11 protein-coding genes and 1 pseudogene are annotated in these 16718 nt (G+C 72.0%); 6 read left to right on the top strand and 6 right to left on the bottom strand.

Annotation, left to right across the window (positions count from 1 at the left end; all coding sequences use genetic code 11):
* Window positions 1–231: 231 nt before the first annotated feature.
* A pseudogene (locus tag ACZ7GZ_RS08660) lies at window positions 232–843 on the bottom strand (aldo/keto reductase); the annotation flags it as partial.
* On the opposite strand from ACZ7GZ_RS08660, the gene ACZ7GZ_RS08655 reads away from it, so the two are divergent.
* The 6 genes from ACZ7GZ_RS08655 (at window position 804) to ACZ7GZ_RS08630 (ending at window position 9020) form a co-directional block, all read left to right on the top strand.
* Window positions 804–1160, top strand: a complete 357-nt coding sequence (locus tag ACZ7GZ_RS08655) for a DUF6294 family protein (RefSeq protein ID WP_471022143.1) — start codon at window positions 804–806, stop codon at window positions 1158–1160. The pseudogene ACZ7GZ_RS08660 and the gene ACZ7GZ_RS08655 sit on opposite strands and share 40 nt — an antisense overlap.
* A 337-nt stretch (window positions 1161–1497) precedes the next feature.
* On the top strand, window positions 1498–2691 hold the full coding sequence (locus ACZ7GZ_RS08650; RefSeq protein WP_471022141.1) for a carboxylate-amine ligase: 1194 nt from the start codon (window positions 1498–1500) through the stop codon (window positions 2689–2691).
* Between the two features lie 180 nt (window positions 2692–2871).
* Window positions 2872–4653 carry an N-acetylglutaminylglutamine amidotransferase gene (locus tag ACZ7GZ_RS08645; RefSeq protein WP_471022140.1) on the top strand — a complete coding sequence of 594 codons (1782 nt, stop codon included), beginning with the start codon at window positions 2872–2874 and terminating at the stop codon, window positions 4651–4653.
* Window positions 4629–6875 carry a S9 family peptidase gene (locus tag ACZ7GZ_RS08640; protein ID WP_471022138.1) on the top strand — a complete coding sequence of 749 codons (2247 nt, stop codon included), beginning with the start codon at window positions 4629–4631 and terminating at the stop codon, window positions 6873–6875. Before ACZ7GZ_RS08645 ends, ACZ7GZ_RS08640 begins: the two co-directional genes overlap by 25 nt.
* A gap of 309 nt (window positions 6876–7184) precedes the next feature.
* Window positions 7185–8123, top strand: a complete 939-nt coding sequence (locus tag ACZ7GZ_RS08635) for a quinone oxidoreductase family protein (RefSeq protein WP_471022137.1) — start codon at window positions 7185–7187, stop codon at window positions 8121–8123.
* A 90-nt stretch (window positions 8124–8213) separates the two neighbouring features.
* The gene (locus ACZ7GZ_RS08630) at window positions 8214–9020 is read left to right on the top strand and encodes an IclR family transcriptional regulator domain-containing protein (protein ID WP_471022136.1); all 807 of its coding nucleotides are present in this window, start codon (window positions 8214–8216) and stop codon (window positions 9018–9020) included.
* A gap of 79 nt (window positions 9021–9099) precedes the next feature.
* On the opposite strand, the gene ACZ7GZ_RS08625 is transcribed toward ACZ7GZ_RS08630, so the two are convergent.
* From ACZ7GZ_RS08625 to ACZ7GZ_RS08605, 5 genes are read right to left on the bottom strand one after another with little or no spacing between them, the layout of a single operon-like run.
* Window positions 9100–11631 (bottom strand): acyl-CoA reductase, encoded by a 2532-nt coding sequence (locus tag ACZ7GZ_RS08625; protein ID WP_471022134.1) that lies wholly within the window; start codon window positions 11629–11631, stop codon window positions 9100–9102.
* On the bottom strand, window positions 11628–12794 hold the full coding sequence (locus tag ACZ7GZ_RS08620) for a LuxE/PaaK family acyltransferase (protein WP_471022133.1): 1167 nt from the start codon (window positions 12792–12794) through the stop codon (window positions 11628–11630). Before ACZ7GZ_RS08620 ends, ACZ7GZ_RS08625 begins: the two co-directional genes overlap by 4 nt.
* Window positions 12791–13927 carry a GNAT family N-acetyltransferase gene (locus ACZ7GZ_RS08615; RefSeq protein WP_471022131.1) on the bottom strand — a complete coding sequence of 379 codons (1137 nt, stop codon included), beginning with the start codon at window positions 13925–13927 and terminating at the stop codon, window positions 12791–12793. The genes ACZ7GZ_RS08620 and ACZ7GZ_RS08615 overlap by 4 nt, the downstream gene beginning before the upstream one ends.
* Window positions 13924–15201, bottom strand: a complete 1278-nt coding sequence (locus tag ACZ7GZ_RS08610) for an MFS transporter (RefSeq protein WP_471022130.1) — start codon at window positions 15199–15201, stop codon at window positions 13924–13926. The genes ACZ7GZ_RS08615 and ACZ7GZ_RS08610 overlap by 4 nt, the downstream gene beginning before the upstream one ends.
* Window positions 15198–16460, bottom strand: coding sequence for a phenylacetate--CoA ligase family protein (locus ACZ7GZ_RS08605; protein ID WP_471022128.1), 1263 nt, complete (start codon window positions 16458–16460; stop codon window positions 15198–15200). The genes ACZ7GZ_RS08610 and ACZ7GZ_RS08605 overlap by 4 nt, the downstream gene beginning before the upstream one ends.
* Between the last annotated feature and the right edge of the window lie 258 nt (window positions 16461–16718).

Here is a 16718-nt window from a genome sequence, read left to right as displayed (position 1 = left end):
GGGTTGTGGCGGTGAGTGCCGACGTCCGTGCACCATCGAGGATCCCAGCGCGTCCGGCCGTTCCGGCGTCTGCCACATGCCGTCGGGCAACGGGTCTGCGGCCGAGCCGGCGGCGGCCTCCGCACGGTCGGCATCCCGAACCGGGCGCAGGCGCTGTCCTGCTCCTCGATGTACTCGGGTGGCGCGATGGTCCCGGCCGACGCCGGCGGCCCACTGGTATCCGCCCCCTCCTCATGCCGCCGGTGGCAGTGCGGCGAGGAGTGTCATCTCCTGTTCCGAGAGCCTCAGCGCGCCGGCCGCGATGTTCTGCGCGAGGTGGCCGGGATCGCCGGTCCCTGGGATGCCCAGCACATGTGGTCCCTGGTGCAAGGACCAGGCCAGACGGAGTTGTGCGACGGAAACCCCGTGTGCGCGGGCCACGGCACGCACCTCTTCGCTGTCCTCGGCCACCGGCCCTGCCTCACGCCCGGAACCGGCGATGGCGTGGAACGGGACGAAGGCGATGCCGAGTTCGCCGCAGCGGCGCAGAAGAGCCCGCTCCTCGCTCGACGCGCCGATTCCGTACGGGTTCTGCACGCAGACGACCGGGGCGATGGCGAGGGCCTCGGTCAATTGCTCGGACGTGACGTTGGATACGCCCAGGTGCCGGATCACTCCGGCATCGCGCAGTTCGGCCAACGCACCGAAGTGATCGCTGACCGAGCCCGCCCGCTGACTCGGTGGCACGCGCAGGTTCACCACGTCCAGGTGATCCCGGCCGAGTTGCCGCAGGTTCTCCTCCACCTGACCACGCAACTGCGCGGGTGTCGCCCACCAGAACCAAGCGGTGGCGCGGTCCGGCCCCCGGTACGACGGGACAGCCGCTTGGTGTCGCCCTGAAGGTCGGTGACTGTCACCAGACCGGTGGGTACCTGCGGTTGTACGCGGACGGCCGCCTCACGTTCAGCGCGCGGACCTGGACCGACTTCACCCTCAGCGGCGACGTGTGGCATGCGCGCTTCGAGCTGAAGAACCCCGCCGGCCAGGGCCTGTTCACCACGTCCACCTACGACAGCCCGACCATGTGGGCGAGCAAGAAGCACGACTGGACGGCGAACGGCACCTATGAACCGAGCGTCTACGACGCCACGGTCAGGGTGACCCAGTGGGCCTCCTGCTGAACCGGCCCCGGGAGGAACGGGGGACAGGCGGCAGCCGGCCGCCGTGACGGCATGTCCTCCAGTGGTGTGCCGGGACGATCGCCGCCCCCCTCTGGGTGGGCGGCGATTTTCGCGCCCGCGGAGTCGTGGGGGAACCGGCTGGAACGGACATCGTCCCGTCGGCCCCGTCCTCGTGCTGTCCGGGCGCCTTGCGGATGTGGCTGCCGCTCATCTGTGATATCGAAGTCTCTATAGAGCGTCGCTTGCTTAGTAATGGGCAGGGTGGGAAGTCGGAGGTGCACAGCCCGCCGCCGGTGGACCGGTGGGGCGGGTGCCCGCTCGTCACCTGAGGAGTGCCGTGACCCTTCGTATCGGAGTGGAAGAGGAGTTCCACATCGTCGAGGTGGAGACGGGTCTGCTCGTGCCTCGAGCCGACACCGTGCTGGAAGAGCTGCCCGGACGGACCTTCACGACCGAATTGCAGCAGGCGACGGTGGAGTCGAACAGCGATGTGCACACGTCTTTGGACGGCCTGTACGGCGATGTCGTCAGCACCAGACGCCGGCTCGACACCGCAGCGACCGCCCACGGGCTGGCCGTGGTGGCCGCGGGAACGGTGCCGCTGGCCCGCACGGCGGACATCCGCCCCACTCCCGGCCACCGCTACCGCCGTATGGTCGACGAGTACCGCCTGATCGCCGACGAGCAGCTCATCTGCGGAACCCACGTCCACGTCGACGCCGACGACCGTGACCTGGCCGTACGCGTCATGTGCGAGCTGGCGCCGTGGCTGCACGTGCTGCTGGCCCTGTCCGCCAGTTCTCCCTTCTGGCTGGGCGCCGACACCGGCTATGCCAGCTGGCGGACCATGGTGTGGCAGCGCTGGCCCACCTCGGGGCCACCGGGATGCTTCGCCGACGCCGCCGCGTACGACGCGGCCGTACAGTGCCTCGTCGACTGCGGCGTCATCAGCGACCCGGGAATGATCTATTACGACATCCGGCCCTCCGCCCACCAGCAGACCCTTGAACTGCGCATCTGCGACGCCTGCCCCCGCGCGGAAACGGTCGTGCTGATCGCCGGACTCTTCCGCGCCCTGGTGACCGAAGCCCATGAGCGGCTGGGAACCGCGGACGTCCCCGCCTGCGCCGGCCGACACGAGTGGCTGCGTGCCGCCGCCTGGCGGGCCGCACGGTCGGGCCTGGAAGGGACCCTGATCGATCCCGGAAGCCGGCATGAGGCGCCCGCGGCCCAGGTGGTCCGCAGACTGCTGGCACGGGCACGCCCGGCGCTCGAGGCCGCCGGAGACTGGCACACGGTCCGGGAGCTCGCCGAGAGGGCGCTCGCGGCCGGCAGCGCCGCCCACCGCCTGCGCCGTACGGCCGCGGAGGAGGACCTGCTGGCCTGCACGGATCTGGCGATCGCGGAAACCAGAGGAGACGACCCCCCGCCTCCCCGGCCCGGTGCGGCTCCCACGCGGCACGTCGCCTCCCCGGGGCCGCCCGCCGCGGAAGCCTCCCGGGCCCGCCCGGCACGCATCGCCGGCCGCTGAGGCGTGCCCGAGGAGTTCAGCCGCCTCACCAAACCCCGCCCGCTCTCGTCGCGAAGGAAACAGCACCGTGTCAACCAGTCCCGACCGCATACCGACCGGCACACCGACGGACGGGCCCGCGCTCACCGCACCGCCGCGCGACCCGCGCGACCCGTACGCGCAGCGGGGAGGTGGTCGCGGATGTGCGGCCTGAGCGGGGAGATGCGCTTCGACGGCACGCGGCCCGACCTGGCGGCCGTCGAGCGCATGAGTGAACGGCTCGCCGCCCGCGGTCCCGACGGCCACGGGATCTGGTCGCGGGAAGCGGTGGCCCTGGGGCACCGCAGGCTGAAGATCATCGACCTCTCCGAGCGCGGGGCACAGCCGATGACCGACGACCAGCAGGAGATCACCGGCATCTTCAACGGGTGCATCTACAACTACGAGGAACTGCGCGGGGAACTCAAGGCCCTCGGCCACCGGTTCCGGTCCACCTCCGACACCGAGGTCGTCCTCAGGGCGTACCGGGAGTGGGGGACTGCCTGCGTCGACCGCTTCTACGGCATGTTCGCCTTCGCCCTCGTCGAGCACCGGACCGGCCGGCTGATCCTGGGACGCGACCGGCTCGGCATCAAGCCCCTGTACCTGTCCGAGACCCCCGGACGGCTGCGCTTCGCCTCGACGCTGCCCGCCCTGCTCGCGGCCGGGGGCGTCGACACCTCGCTGGACCCGGCCGCCGTGCACCAGTACCTCAGCTGGCACGCCACCGTGGCCGCACCCCGCACCGTCCTGGCCGGGGTGCGCAAGCTCCCCCCGGCCACCGTGCGGATCGTCGAGCCGGACGGCACCTGCGAGGAGCACTGCTACTGGCAGCCGTCGTACACGCGCCGCCCCGAGCACGCGGGCATGGGCCCAGCCGAGTGGCGGGACGCGGTGCTGGACGCCCTGCGCACCGCCGTACGCCGGCGGATGGTGGCTGACGTGCCGGTCGGTGTCCTGCTCTCCGGAGGGCTGGACTCCAGCCTGATCGTGGCACTGCTGGCCGACGAGGGACAGCGGGACCTGGCGACCTTCAGCGTGGGCTTCGAGTCGGAAGGCGGCGACGAGGGGGACGAGTTCCGGTACTCCGACCTGGTCGCCAGGGAGTTCGCCACCGACCACCATCAGCTGGTGGTTCCCTCACGACGGGTGTCGACGGCCCTGGACGCGGCGGTCCTGGCGATGAGCGAGCCGATGATGAGCCACGACGTGGTCGCGTTCCATCTGCTGTCGGAGCAGGTGGCCAGGAACGTGAAGGTCGTCCAGAGCGGGCAGGGCGCCGACGAGGTCTTCGCCGGCTACCACTGGTACCCACGCCTCGCCTCCGTGACCCGCGAGGAGGAACCGGAGAGGTATGCCGAGACGTACTTCGACCGGCCGCACGCCGACCTCGCGGCGATGGTGCAACCGCACATGCTGCCGCGGGAAGACGTCTCCGGCCGGTTCGTCCGGGAGCACATGGCGGTGCCGGGGGCCGAGACCGCGCTGGACGCCGCCCTGCGGCTCGACACACATGTCATGCTGGTGGACGATCCGGTCAAGCGGGTCGACAACATGACCATGGACTCGGGTCTGGAGGCCCGTGTGCCGTTCCTGGACCACGAGCTGGTGGAGCTGGCGGCCGCGTGCCCGCCGGAGCTCAAGCTGGCCGACGGCGGCAAGGGTGTCCTGAAGGAGGCCGGCCGCAAACTGCTGCCCCACGAGGTGGTCGACCGCCCCAAGGGCTACTTCCCGGTGCCGGCGATCACCCACCTGGCCGGACCCGTCCTGGAAAGGGTGCGCGAGGCACTCACCGCCCCGGAGGCCAAGCGGCGCGGGCTCTTCCAGGACTCCTACGTCGCCGAACTCCTCGCGGCCCCCGACCGACACCGCACCAAGCGCGGAGCGAACGCGCTGTGGCAAGTGGCTTTGCTGGAGATATGGCTGCAGACGCACGGCATCTGACCGGGGAACCCCTCAACGAGCGCACGCTCGACACGGACGGGACCGCTGCCGAACGGCCTCCCGCCCCGCACCTGACGCGGACCGCCGACTCATCTCCTGCGGCCCCGGACGGCCATGGCACCGCCTTCGCCGCGCCCGCACCCGTCCCACTGCCGGACGCCTCCGGGCCGCGCGACCCGACGACGCGGCTCATCGCGCACGGCTGCTGGTACCCCTCGGCCGACCCGGCCGGAACACAGGTCGCCTTCATCTGCGACCGCGGCGGTGTACCCCAGCTGTGGGCGGGCCCCGTCGACGGCGACGCGGTGCGTCTGCTCGACGACGGACCGGATCCCGTCCGGGAGGTGTCCTGGTCGCCCGACGGCCGCTGGATCGCCTATACGACGGCCCCCGGCGGCGGTGAGCACACGCGGGTGCTGTGTGTGCGCCCCGACGGCACCGACCGGCACATCCTGGCCGGAGCCGAGCCGGGCAGCTCCGCCCATCTGGGCTGCTGGGCGCACGACGGATCGGCGGTCGCGGTCACCGTCGCGGTCCCCACCGCCGTACCCGCCCTGGACACCGTGGCAGAGCCCGCAACGGCCGGCGCCGGCCCGGCGGCCGGTCGCCTGCCGGAGCACTGGCAGGGGCGGATGGGAGATGCGGAACTCCTCGGTGCGGCACCCGGCCCCGGGCTCGGACTGGCGTCACCCCCCGTCACCGTCGACACGCGGGCCACGGGCGCTCCGGGCGAGGCGCACATCGCCCCGGAGGCCGGATTCGGCGACGGACTGTCGGCCTATCTCATCGACCCCGACGGCGTGGCCGCCGCCGTCCTGCTCGCCACCGAACAGGACGCGGCGACGCTCCGCGTGTGCGATCTCAGCCGTGACGGCGCACTCGCGCTGCTGCGCCGGGGACCCCGCGGGCGGCGCGAGGCCGTCGTGCTGCGCACCGCCGACCACGTGACGACCTGTGTGGTGCCGGTGGCCGACGGCGATCCGTGGATCGGCAGCTTCTCCCCCCGCGCGGACACCCTGTGGCTGCGCAGCAACGCCCACCGGGAGTTCGCGGTCCTTCTCGCCGCCGGCCTCGACCCGGAAGGGCGGCCGTGCGGCTGGTCCGTCGGGGCTTCGCGCGAGGACTGCGACCTGGAACTGCTGCGATGCGCCCACGACGGCAGCGCCGCCCGACTGGCCTGGAACGTCCGGGGCCTGAGCGAGCTGGAGGTCCTCGACACGGACCCGTCCGGTACGGCCGGGGCCGCCACCGGCCCGTCCCGGCCCGTGCCCCTGCCCCACGAAGTGGTCACCCGCATCGCGGACGCCGGCCCCCGGCTCCTGCTGGCCCTGTCCGGGTCCCGGCGGCGCCCCGGCATCTGGTGGCTTCCCGAGGGAGTGATCTCGGTGCGCACCCCGTGGTCGTCACGGGACGAGGACGCGGTTCCCCCGGGCCGCCCGCCGGTACGGCCGGTCCACCGCCGTCCGACCGCACGCGACGGGCTGCCGCTGAACGGCTGGTACTACCGTGCCCCGGGACGCGGCCCCGGTGAACCCGCGCCCTGCGTCATCCATCTGCACGGCGGCCCCGAGGACCAGGAGCGCCCTGTCCTCGATCCGCTCTATCACGAGATCCTGGGCCGAGGACTGGACGTCTTCGCACCCGACGTACGCGGGTCCTCCGGATACGGCCGGTCGTTCGTCGACGCCGACCTGGGAAGGGGCCGGTTCGCGGCCCTCGACGACGTGGCGGACTGCGCCGCCCACGCGGTGCTGGCCGGCCCGGCCGATCCCGCCCGGCTGGCGGTCATGGGCCGCTCGTACGGGGGCTATCTCACGTTCGCCTCTCTGGTCTGGCACCCGGACATTTTCCGCACCGGCGTGGCGGTGTGCGGCATGTCCGACTTCGCGACGTTCTTCGAGGGCACCGAACCCTGGATCGCCCAGTCGGCGGCCAACAAGTACGGCCACCCGGTGGCCGACCGCGAACTGCTGCACGCCCTGTCACCGATGAGCCGCATCGACGCGCTGCGCGCGCCGGTGCTCGCCGTGCACGGGGAGCACGACACCAATGTGCCCCCACGGGAGTCGGAACAGTTCGTACGGGCGGCACGCGAACGTGGTCTGACCGCCGAACTGCTCACCCTGCGCGACGAGGGACATGACTTTCTCCGCGCCGACAACCGGCGGCTCTTCCGCCGTGCCGCCGCCGACTGGTTGCAGCGGCACCTGACCGGACGATGAGTCGCCCTCCTCCCCCGTGCTGCCGGTTGTTCCGTCGCATCCCCCGTCGGAAACGTGCCCGGCAGGAAGGAGGGCGGCATCACTATCTCTGTTCGAAAGGGTGAATGCAACTCGTCCTTTCCTTTTCTCAGCTCACGAGAAGTTCGATGATAAACCTTCTCGGTGAATGAGAAAAGAACGGCTCTTTCTCGGCTCGTGAGAAATATGTACAAGGCATGGTTCCCGGGTCGGAACCGGCACACGGATGCCCTAGCCTGTCGGCGTACGCATCCTGCCCGTGTCGAGAGGAGTACCGTGCGCGCGATTGTCATGAGGGAATTCGGCGGCCCTGAGGTTCTGCGACTGGAAGAGGTCCCCGACCCCGAGCCCGCGCGTGGACAGACCCTGCTCGATGTGCGGCTCGCGGGTGTCAATTACGCAGACGTCCACGTTCGTGGGAACACCTACCTCGCGCCGGTCGAACTGCCGTACATACCCGGCAACGAGGTGGTGGGCACCACACCGGACGGCAAGCGTGTCGTGGCGCTGACACAGGGCGGCGGCTACGCGGAGAAGACCGCCGTGCACCGCAGGTTGCACTGGGAGATCCCGGACGGCCTCACCGACGAACAGGCGGTGCCCCTGGCTCTGCAGGGGAACAGCGCGTACCACCTCCTGTTCACCGTCGCCCGGATCACCGAGGGGGAGACGGTCGTCGTTCCCGCGGCGGCCGGAGGCGTGGGCTCGCTGGCCGTCCAGCTGGCGCAACGGGCGGGCGCCCGCGTCGTGGCTCTCGCCGGCACGGCCGAGAAGCGTCAGCTGGCCCTGGAACTCGGGGCGGTGGCAGCCGTCGACTCCTCCGACGAGGACGGCCTCGCGGAACGGATCCTGGACGCGGCAGGGGGGCCGGTGCACGCCGCGCTGGAGATGACCGGCGGCAAGACGCTGCACCAGACTCTCGACGTGCTGGCCCCGCGCGGCCGACTCGCCGTCTACGGCTTCGCCGGCGGAGAGCTGGCCGACGTCCCCGTGCACACACTGCTCCGGAAGTCCGTCACCGCCGCCGGGTTCTGGCTTCCCCACCTGTACACCGACCGGACGCTTCCGCTGGCGGCGTCCATGAGGCTGCTCTTCGACGCTGTCGGCAACGGCACGCTCAAGATCGTCAGCGGCGGCACCTTCCCGCTGGCCGACGCGGCCAAGGCGCACAGCATGCTCAACAACAGAGTCGGCATGGGCAAGTTCAGCCTCGACACGGTCACACCATAGTCTTGGTGCGCAGCGTGTACGGGTGACACCAGCACTGGTACGGGTGCGCCCACGAAGGGGCGCGCGGGGCGGGACGAAGGGGTACGGCTGATGAGTGGGCAGCGTGGCAGCGGGACCGGTTACGCCGACCGTTTCATGCGGGTGCAGCAGGCGTTCATCACTCTGGGGCCCGGTGCCCATCGGCTGTCCGCGATCGCCAAGGCCGCCGATCTCGATGACTCCACCACCGGCCGCATGCTGACCGCCGGCACCTACAACAGCACCTTCGTCCGGGTCGACCGAGGCCTGTACCAGCTCGGCAGCACGGTCGCCGACCTGGGACTCCACGCACTCTCCGAGGACAAGCTCTCCGGTGACGAGGCCACCCACGTGCTGCGGGGCCTGCGGGAGGCGACCGACAGCGGTCTGGTCTTCCTGTACATGAGAGCCCCGTTCGGCATAGCGGGCAGGCAGTGCCTGGACATGGCGGTGGGGGATTCCGACCTCGTCGAACTCGGCATGACACCGCGCGACGTCCTCTCCGTCACACGGTCGCTGCGCACCGGTGCCTCGGGCCGGACGATCCTCGCCTATCTGCCCGCCCGGATCCAGGAGCGCGTCGCCGCCGACCCGGTCCCGCAGGAAGCGGGCCCCGGTGTCATCCGGGACGGCGACGAACTGCTCGCCTCACTCGCCGACATCCGTGACCAGGGTTACGCCCTGGGTCGCGAGGAGTGCATGGCGAAGTGGAACTCCGTTGCCGCCCCCGTCATCTGGGACGGTGCGATCTGGGGCGCGGTCCTGCTGCTCAAGCCCGTCGACGTCATGCCGGAAGCCCCCCAGCGCTACATCCACGCCACCATCACCGCGGCTGCCAGGCTCAGCCGGCTCGGCGGAGCCTGGTCGGCCGACGACTGACCGCCCGCACCTCACGTCGTGGTACGGCGGCAGCGCTGCGGGCGGCAGGGCGGAAGGCCGCCGCCCGCCGGCGTCGCCGCTAGCGCAGGTCGATGACCGTACGCAGTTTGCCGCTGGTCGCCGTGCGCTCGAACTCCTCCCGCCGGGCGGTCTGCACGGCGAGGGACAGCAGCCCCTCCGTCTGCGCCGAGGCGAGTTCCGCCACCCCGGCGGTGAGGGCGTCCCGGGCGACCTCGGGGTCGGGCGCGTACTGCTCGTCGAGCCGGACCGTCAGCCGCTCCCGGCCGGCACCCGGCGCCACCACCAGCTGCGCTTCGCCGTGATAGCCGAGCCGCTCCTCCAGTACCCGGACGACACCCCGGTAGTTGACGAAGTACGTGCCCACGCGGACGACGTCGCCGTAGCGCCCGAGCAGTTCCAGACGGGGCACGTGGCTGCCGCACGCACACGGGCCCTGCACCGCCCGTCCCAGGTCACCGATCTCGTAGCGCTCCAGCCGCTGGCCGGACCGCGCCAGGGAGGTGAACACCAGCCGGCCGGGCTCGCCCGGCACCACCGGCCGGTCCTCGTGCGGGTCGAGGACCTCCAGCGTGTGCAGGTCCGTCAGCACGTGGTGGACCGAGCCGTCGCAGGACGCGCACTGGTAGCCCAGCGGCCCCAGGTCGGTGCTGCCGTACGCCGCGGAACGGATCACCTCCACCCCGAACTCGTCGCGGAGCACCCTGCGTTGTTCGGCGGTGAAGTGCTCGCCGCCGTAGAAGACCTTGCGGATGCCGCCGTAGGCGCGGAATCGGTCCGCCTCGGCGTGGAAGAGCTGCCACAGGTAGGACGGCATACCGAAGACGGTGTCCGCCCGGTGGGTGAGAAGTGCCTCGGCCACCGCGGCGTGGTCGGGACCCGCGGCGATCGGGAGCTGGGTGGCGTTCAGCCGTTCCAGGATGGAGAAGAAGCTGATGAAGCTGCCGTACATCCCGCCGCAGTAGAACAGGTTGGCCGCGCGGTCGCGGACCGGGTCGAAGCCGGCGTTGAGCAGTCCGTCCGCCGCGGCGCGCATCTGGTTGTCGTAGTCGTCGCAGGTGAACACCGACAGCGCGGGCGCGCCCGTGGAGCCTCCGCTGCGGAAGTACAGGTGCGCATGGCGTGGGTCCAGGGCGGTGAGCGCATGCTGTACGCCCTCCTTGCCGAGCAGCGGCACGTCCGGCGCGGGAGGCAGTACCGGTGGCGCCACCAGGTCGTCCAGGCAGGCCACCGTACCGAACCGCGCATCCGTGGCGCGCACGCTCACCCGGCGGCTGTAGCGCTGCAACGCGTAGACACCGTCGTGGGGTTCGCCCTCGTAGCCCTCCAGCATGGAGCCGACCGGGGTGACGCGGGTGACGCCCGCCGCGAACAGCGCGCGGGACAGCGCGGCCACGTCCGCGCGGTCGCCCCCGATCGCCGCGGTCTGCAGGTAGCGGCGCATGGGACGGAGGGTCGCGGTGACCGTGTGCCGGGGCAGGGGCTTCACCCAGACGCTGCGGTACAGCGGGGAGGCGTCGAGCGCGGGCCGGGTGTCGGCCAGCACCCGCCAGGAACCGTCCTCGGCGCGGAACACGCGGGTCAGGCCCAGGTGTTGTTCGAGCCGGGCGAGCCGCTCCACGGTGGTGATCTCCGCCTGCTCGGCCGTGCCGGGCAGGGAGGACGGGGGCCGCTCGGCGGACACCTTCGCGAGCCGCTCGGCGAACCGTCCGGCGAAGGCGTACAGCTCCTCGCCGTCGTCCGTGTCGAGGTAGACCACCTGCGGGCTGGAACACGCCTGCTGTTCGAGCCGGCAGACGTCCTCGGCCAGCGCGTCGAGGACACTGTCGTCGGACGCGGCCCGCCGGGTCAGATAGGCGAAGGAGATCCGGTGGCCCCACTCGACCACCCGGCAGCCGGGCGGCGCCAGTTCGCCCGCCGCGCGCACCGCGTCCTCGCCGCCCCACACCGCGATCGCGTCGGCCTGCCCGCACAGCGCCTCCAGCCACGCTCGGCGCGAGGAAGGGAAGCGCAGGGCGATGACGCGTTCGGCTATCAGCCCGGAGGGATCGGCCGCACCGATCGCGGCGAGCAGGTCGAGGGCGAGCTCCGAGTCGGAGCTGCTGGTCTTCAGCACGTTCACGTTGCCCGCCAGCAGACCCTCCACGACGCTCAGCGGTGCCACGGCCGCGGCGTTGCCCGGCGCGATGTGCACCAGCAGGCCGACGGGCGCCCAGGCCTCGTACACCGTCTCGCGGGCGTCCGGCCGGGTCAGCCGCTCCGGGCGCAGGCCGCCCAGTTCCCGCCGCAGCTTGCGTTCCAGCGCCTCCCGGGCGAGCGCGCCGGCCAGCTCCGCCAGGACGGCCGCGGCCTCGTCGGCGGGCAGGTGCCCGGCGAGGCGGCCGTACAGGGCGGAGGCCGGATCGGCCAGGTCGCGGCCGACCGTGGCGCAGGCGCCGAGCACCACGTCGGTGGGCAGGGGACGCGTCAGGACCCGTCCGGTCAGCTCCGGCAGCCCGGCGAGCCGCCGGCCGGCCTCGGCCTCGTCGATGAACTCCCCCTGCCAGAGGTGGAGTCCGGGGCCGGATACGGGGTGGAGTACGGAGGCGGTCACGACATTCCCTTCATCAGTTCGGCGGCGGCCACCGCACAGCTGCGGTTGCGACTCACCCCGGCCCGGCCGTGCACGGTGAACCAGTCGGTGGACAGTGGGCACGGACACTCCTCACCCGGGTGCAGCGACGCAAGGTCGCCCATCACCACACTGTGCGCGGGCACGGAGGTGATGTAGGGGCTGACCAGGTGCAGAAAGCCACGTTCGCCGTACGGCAGCGGGCGCAGCGTCCCGGTGTCGCGAACGGCCGCACGCGACCACACGGGTACGTGCAGCCGGTGGTGCGCGCACTCGACGTACGGCACGCAGTGCTCGACCGAGCCGAAGGTGTCGCGCACGCGGTCCCCCGGCACGCCGAGAAGGTCGGTGACCTCGGCGTAGAACGCCTCCTTGGCGATCTGCCGGTCGGCGTGGCCCTTCCAGCCGCCGCCGAGCACCACCAGCGATCCCTCGGGCAGGGTGAGTGGCGGCAGGCCCATCGCCCGCATCCGCTCCAGGGTGAAGTACAGGAACGCCGGGAAGCCCAGGATGCGGACCGGTACGTCGTCCTCGGCGTAGCGCTGGAGGGCCGCGATACAGCCGTGCACGTCGAACTCGTGGCCGGTGCCGGTGTGCCGCAGGGCGTGCGTGGTGTGCCGGGCCGGGGCGAAGTCGCACAGGTAATTGTCCGTGAAGGACGTGCCCAGCTTCAGCGACGGCGCCGGCTCGTAGCTGTACAGCAGGTAGTTCACCGGCTGTTCGGGCGTGATCCAGCCGTAGTGGTCGAAGATCCGGGCCACCATGCGCTGCGCCGAGCGGATGGTCCACTCGTCGAAGAACATCTGCGACTTCTGGCCGGTGGTGCCCGAGGAGGTCAGATGCAGGAACACCTCCTCGCGCGGGATCGACAGGACCTCATGACGCTTGAAGAAGGCGGCGGGCACCAGCGGGCTGCGCACCCCGTCGCCGACGGTGGGCGCGGGCGTCTCGGCCGGATCCTCCAGCAGAGCGGCGAAGAAGGGGGAGCGGCGGGCGTGCCAGGCGTCGGTCTGCGCCATGGCGGCGGCGAACAGCTCGTCGGCGGCCGGTCCGTGGGCGTACGGCTCCGCCAGGTCGCAGAGCCTCTGCACCTGGCCGAGCGCCGCCGGGTCGGGAACCTCGACGGGAGCGAGATGGGGTTTCATCGGGACACCTCGTGAAGGGGCAGGTAGGTGGCGGTCCAGGCACTCAGGTAGGCGCCGAGGTACGGCTGCAGCAGCGGGCTGACGGCGGTGGTGCGGAAGTCGATCTGACGGCTGGTCCGCGACAGCACCACGTAGTCGTGGAGGCGGTCCCGGATGCGGCGCATCGCCGGGTAGACCGCGCTCGGCAGGAACCCCGAGGCGAGGAACACCTCCAGGGCCTCGGTGTCGGCCAGCGGGAGCAGCGCCTCGGCGTAGTCGGCGCCGGCCCGGGTGACCGCGGCCGTCAGCGCCTCCAGGGCGCCGGCCACCGCGGCCGGACGCGGATGGACGGCGACGAGGGCACAGCTTCCCGCCACGGCGTCGAGGTCGGCGTACGCCTCGAAGCTGCCGTCGGCGGCGACCAGGACCGCGTTGGGCGTGTGCAGCGGGAAGAAGCGGTCGTCGGCCTCCGGGAACAGCTCCAGGAAGCGGCGTCGCACGAAGGCCGGGGCGGTGATCAGCTCGATCGGCTCGGCACCGGTGGCCGCGCCCGTCGTGTGGCGGGAGGGGATGTGCCGGGTGCCGCCGTAGTCGATGCCGACGCCTGCGGACACGGCGGACAGCAGCGGCGACAGCCGTTCGGGCACACTCGCCACCGGTTCGCGCTGTTCCAGCACACCGTCGGCGTAGCGGGCGAACAGTGCGAGGGTCTCGCACCCCTCGACCTCGACGGCGTTCGGCAGCAGGCCGAGCGGCCGGAAGCCGTTGCGTACGACCACCTGCTGCGGTCCCTCGGTGACCAGGCGGACGGTGGCGTACACCGAGTCGAGCCCGCCGGTGGCGAACGCGTCGGCGCAGATCGCCCCGGTCAGCCGGGAGGCGAGTCCGCCGCCGCGATGGCCGGGGTGCACGGCGAGGCCGACGAGCTTTCCGATGCGGCTGCCCGGCTCGGTCACCACGACGGCGGAACCCACCAGGGTGCCGCCGTCGGTGCGGGCGGTGAGCCAGTGCGCGGTGCCGTCGGTGATCAGCCGGCGCATGACGACCGGGTCGCTGCCGAGCGGCACCGGATAGCCGTGCCCGTACACCTCGAAGTACAACTGCCGCAGTTCGGCGATGTCCTGCGCGGAGGCGGGGGAGAGGACGGCGGTCACGACGCCGCTCCCGCCGGCTCCTGTGCGACGGGAGTCCGCTGGGCTTCGGCGCCGGACCTGCGGCCCAGCCACCACAGCGCCAGCGCCACCGGTACCAGACCCGCGCCCTGGACCACACAGAGCGTGCGGGCCGCCAGATGGTCGCCCAGCGCGCCGAAGACGAGCGAGGAGACGGGGAACGTGGCACCGAGCAGCGCCTGCATGACCGCGAAGAACCCGGGCTTGTCGGCGGCGGGCACCAGCCGCTGGAACAGCGCGACGAACCGCACGCCGATCACACCGACGCACCAGCCGGCGGCGGCCATCGAGAGGACCGCCGCCGCGTGCCCGGCGAGCAGCCCCGGAAGGCCGAGGGCCGAGGCCATGACCGCGAGGCACACACTGCCGACGGCGACCGGGCGACCGGGCAGCCGCCCACCGCTGAAGGACCCGACCAGGGTGCCCGCGCCGAGGGCCGCCTCCAGCAAGGCCACGGTCGAGCCGGTCGCGTGCAGCACCTCCCGGGTGTACAGCGGCATCACGACGTAGACGGCGGTGGTGAAGACGTTGGCGGCGGCGAAACAGACCAGTACACGGCGGATGAACGGCAGACCGGCCAGGATCTGGCGCAGCGTGCGGCGCCTCGGAGACGCCTCGTCCGTATCTCCGTGCCCGGCCGCCGTCCGCGGGAAGCGGGTGGAGCCGACCAGCAGGGCGGCGAGCAGGTACGCGGCGGCGCAGGCGGCGACGACGGCGGCCAGGGAGCCCGCGTCGACGACGAGCGGGCCGAGCAGCCCCCCGCACAGCCCGGCTACGGACTGGGTGGACAGTTCGAATCCGGTGGCCGACTCGATGTCGGCGTCCTCGACGAGTTCCGGCACCGAGGTGGTCAGGCAGGGATCGAACACCGCCTGACAGGCGGCCAGCGCCAGCCCGACCGCGTAGGCCGCGGCCACGGGCAGCAGTCCGGCGTACGCCACGACGGCCGCCGTGCCCGCCACCGCCCCCGCCACGGCCGCCGCGCCGGCCAGCACCGTGCGGTGTGCGCAGCGGGCGACGAGGCCCGCGACCACCGGAGCGAGCGCGACCGCGGGCAGGGTGCTCACCATGAGGAACAGACCGGAGGCGAGGCCGCGGTGCGCGCCGCCCGCGAAGCCGACGAGCCACCAGACCGCGCCGACCTGGAACATCCTGCTAGCCGCCTGGGTGAGGAGCTGACCGGTCCAGACCCTGCCGAAGGACGCATTGCGCAGGACGAGGGGCAGACGCCGCACACGCGGGGGTGCCGGGTTCATGAGAGCGGCCGTTCGTCGACGACGCGGATGAGCTTGCCCGAGCGGGAGTTGACCGCGAGGTCCCGGTGCCGCACCCATTCGACGGCCAGCGGGTTCACGTGCCCGGCGGCGGTCGCGGTCGCGTACAGGGGACGTTGCGCGAGGAGCGCGGCCACGACGGACTCGCCCAGCCCGGTATGGTCCTTGCCCGGATCGGCGACCGCGAGCCGCAGCACGAGCCCGTCGCGGCCGTCCCACCGCCGCACGGCGAGCTGCAGCCCGGTCACCTCGCCGGAGGCGTCGGCGGCTTGGACGACGTGATGGACGTCCTCGGTGTACAGGGAGACGGGACCGACCCGCACGCCCTCCTCGGCGCGGCCGAGGATGCGGAAGACACCGGCGTCCCGGTCGACCCACTCGGCCCGGTCGCCCGCCGGATAGCGGAGCACCGGCATGAGCCGCCTGCGCAGGTCGGTGACGACGAGCCGCCCGGGCGCACCGTTCGCCTCGACGGGACGGTCGGTCTCGTCGCAGAGGATCTCGACCACCGTGTACGGGGTGAAGGCTCGGTGCACGCGCGGGTCGTCGCCGGGCACGGCCTCGCCGAGGAGCCCGGCGTCCACGCTCGCGTACCCGAGGGAGCGCGGCCGGGCGTTCGGGAACGCCGCTCGGAGCAGCGGGAGTTGGTCGCCGAAGAGGCATTCCCCGCCGAAGAACAGCAGCTCCACGTCCGGCAGGGTCCGGCCGGCCGAGCTGAGGCGCTCGGCGAGCGAGCACAGCGTGGTCGGTGTACCGGCGACCACCTGGACCCGGAACTCCTCCAGGGTCGCCGCCGTGGACTCCCAGGGTGCCGCGCCGCCGATGGGCAGGCGGACGTTGGCCACGGGCGAGCGGTGCAGCGAGTCGAGGACGAAGCTGAAGCTGGCGTACAGGTCGCCCGCGTAGAAGAGGTCAGCCACCCGGTGGCCGGGCCGCAGACCCGCACGGACCAGCCCGGCACCGAATGCGGTCGTGAACTCCCGCCATTCCGTGCGGGTGTAGTAGGAGAACTTCGGCGACCCGGTGGTCCCGCCACTGCGGAAGACGACCGCTTCCTCCAGCGGGGCGGTCAGCAGCCGGTTGTCACGGGGCGAATTGGCCCGCCAGAAATCGGCCTGGGGCACCACCGGAAGATCCGAGAGCCGAGTGACGTGTTCGGGAAGCCCGGCGTAGAGCTCACGGTAGAAAGGCGAGTTGTTGCGGGCGAAACGTAGCAGTTCCGCAAAAGGTTGAACGGGCATCAATTCCTGCTCAAAGGCGTGGACCGCCGGCACGGCACATCACCGGCGAGGCGCGACGGAGCCGGCCACCCAGGGGGCGTGGACCGTGTCGCTGAGGGTGTGAAAAAGCGGCGCGCCCGTGACGAACGGGGCGTCCGGTGCACCAGGGTATCTCACTATGCGGGACGGACTTGCGCTAACTGGCCACCCAGGCAAGGCGTTTGACGCCCCGTGGACGTATTGCGGGGCCCCTCGGTTCCTTCCGGCGCCGAGACGGTG

This window comes from Streptomyces sp. NPDC037288 (assembly GCF_055603265.1).
Note: the sequence above shows the minus strand (reverse complement) of the source record. Positions and strands in the feature narration are given on the sequence as shown.

What these genes read in the sequence shown, in the direction of transcription:
- ACZ7GZ_RS08645 (WP_471022140.1), top strand. Translation starts at nt 2,872, where the DNA reads ATGTGCGGCCTGAGCGGGGAGATGCGCTTCGACGGCACGCGGCCCGAC.
- ACZ7GZ_RS08640 (WP_471022138.1), top strand. Translation starts at nt 4,629, where the DNA reads ATGGCTGCAGACGCACGGCATCTGACCGGGGAACCCCTCAACGAGCGC.
- ACZ7GZ_RS08635 (WP_471022137.1), top strand. Translation starts at nt 7,185, where the DNA reads ATGAGGGAATTCGGCGGCCCTGAGGTTCTGCGACTGGAAGAGGTCCCC.
- ACZ7GZ_RS08630 (WP_471022136.1), top strand. Translation starts at nt 8,214, where the DNA reads ATGAGTGGGCAGCGTGGCAGCGGGACCGGTTACGCCGACCGTTTCATG.
- ACZ7GZ_RS08620 (WP_471022133.1), bottom strand. Translation starts at nt 12,794, where the DNA reads ATGAAACCCCATCTCGCTCCCGTCGAGGTTCCCGACCCGGCGGCGCTC.
- ACZ7GZ_RS08610 (WP_471022130.1), bottom strand. Translation starts at nt 15,201, where the DNA reads ATGAACCCGGCACCCCCGCGTGTGCGGCGTCTGCCCCTCGTCCTGCGC.
- ACZ7GZ_RS08605 (WP_471022128.1), bottom strand. Translation starts at nt 16,460, where the DNA reads ATGCCCGTTCAACCTTTTGCGGAACTGCTACGTTTCGCCCGCAACAAC.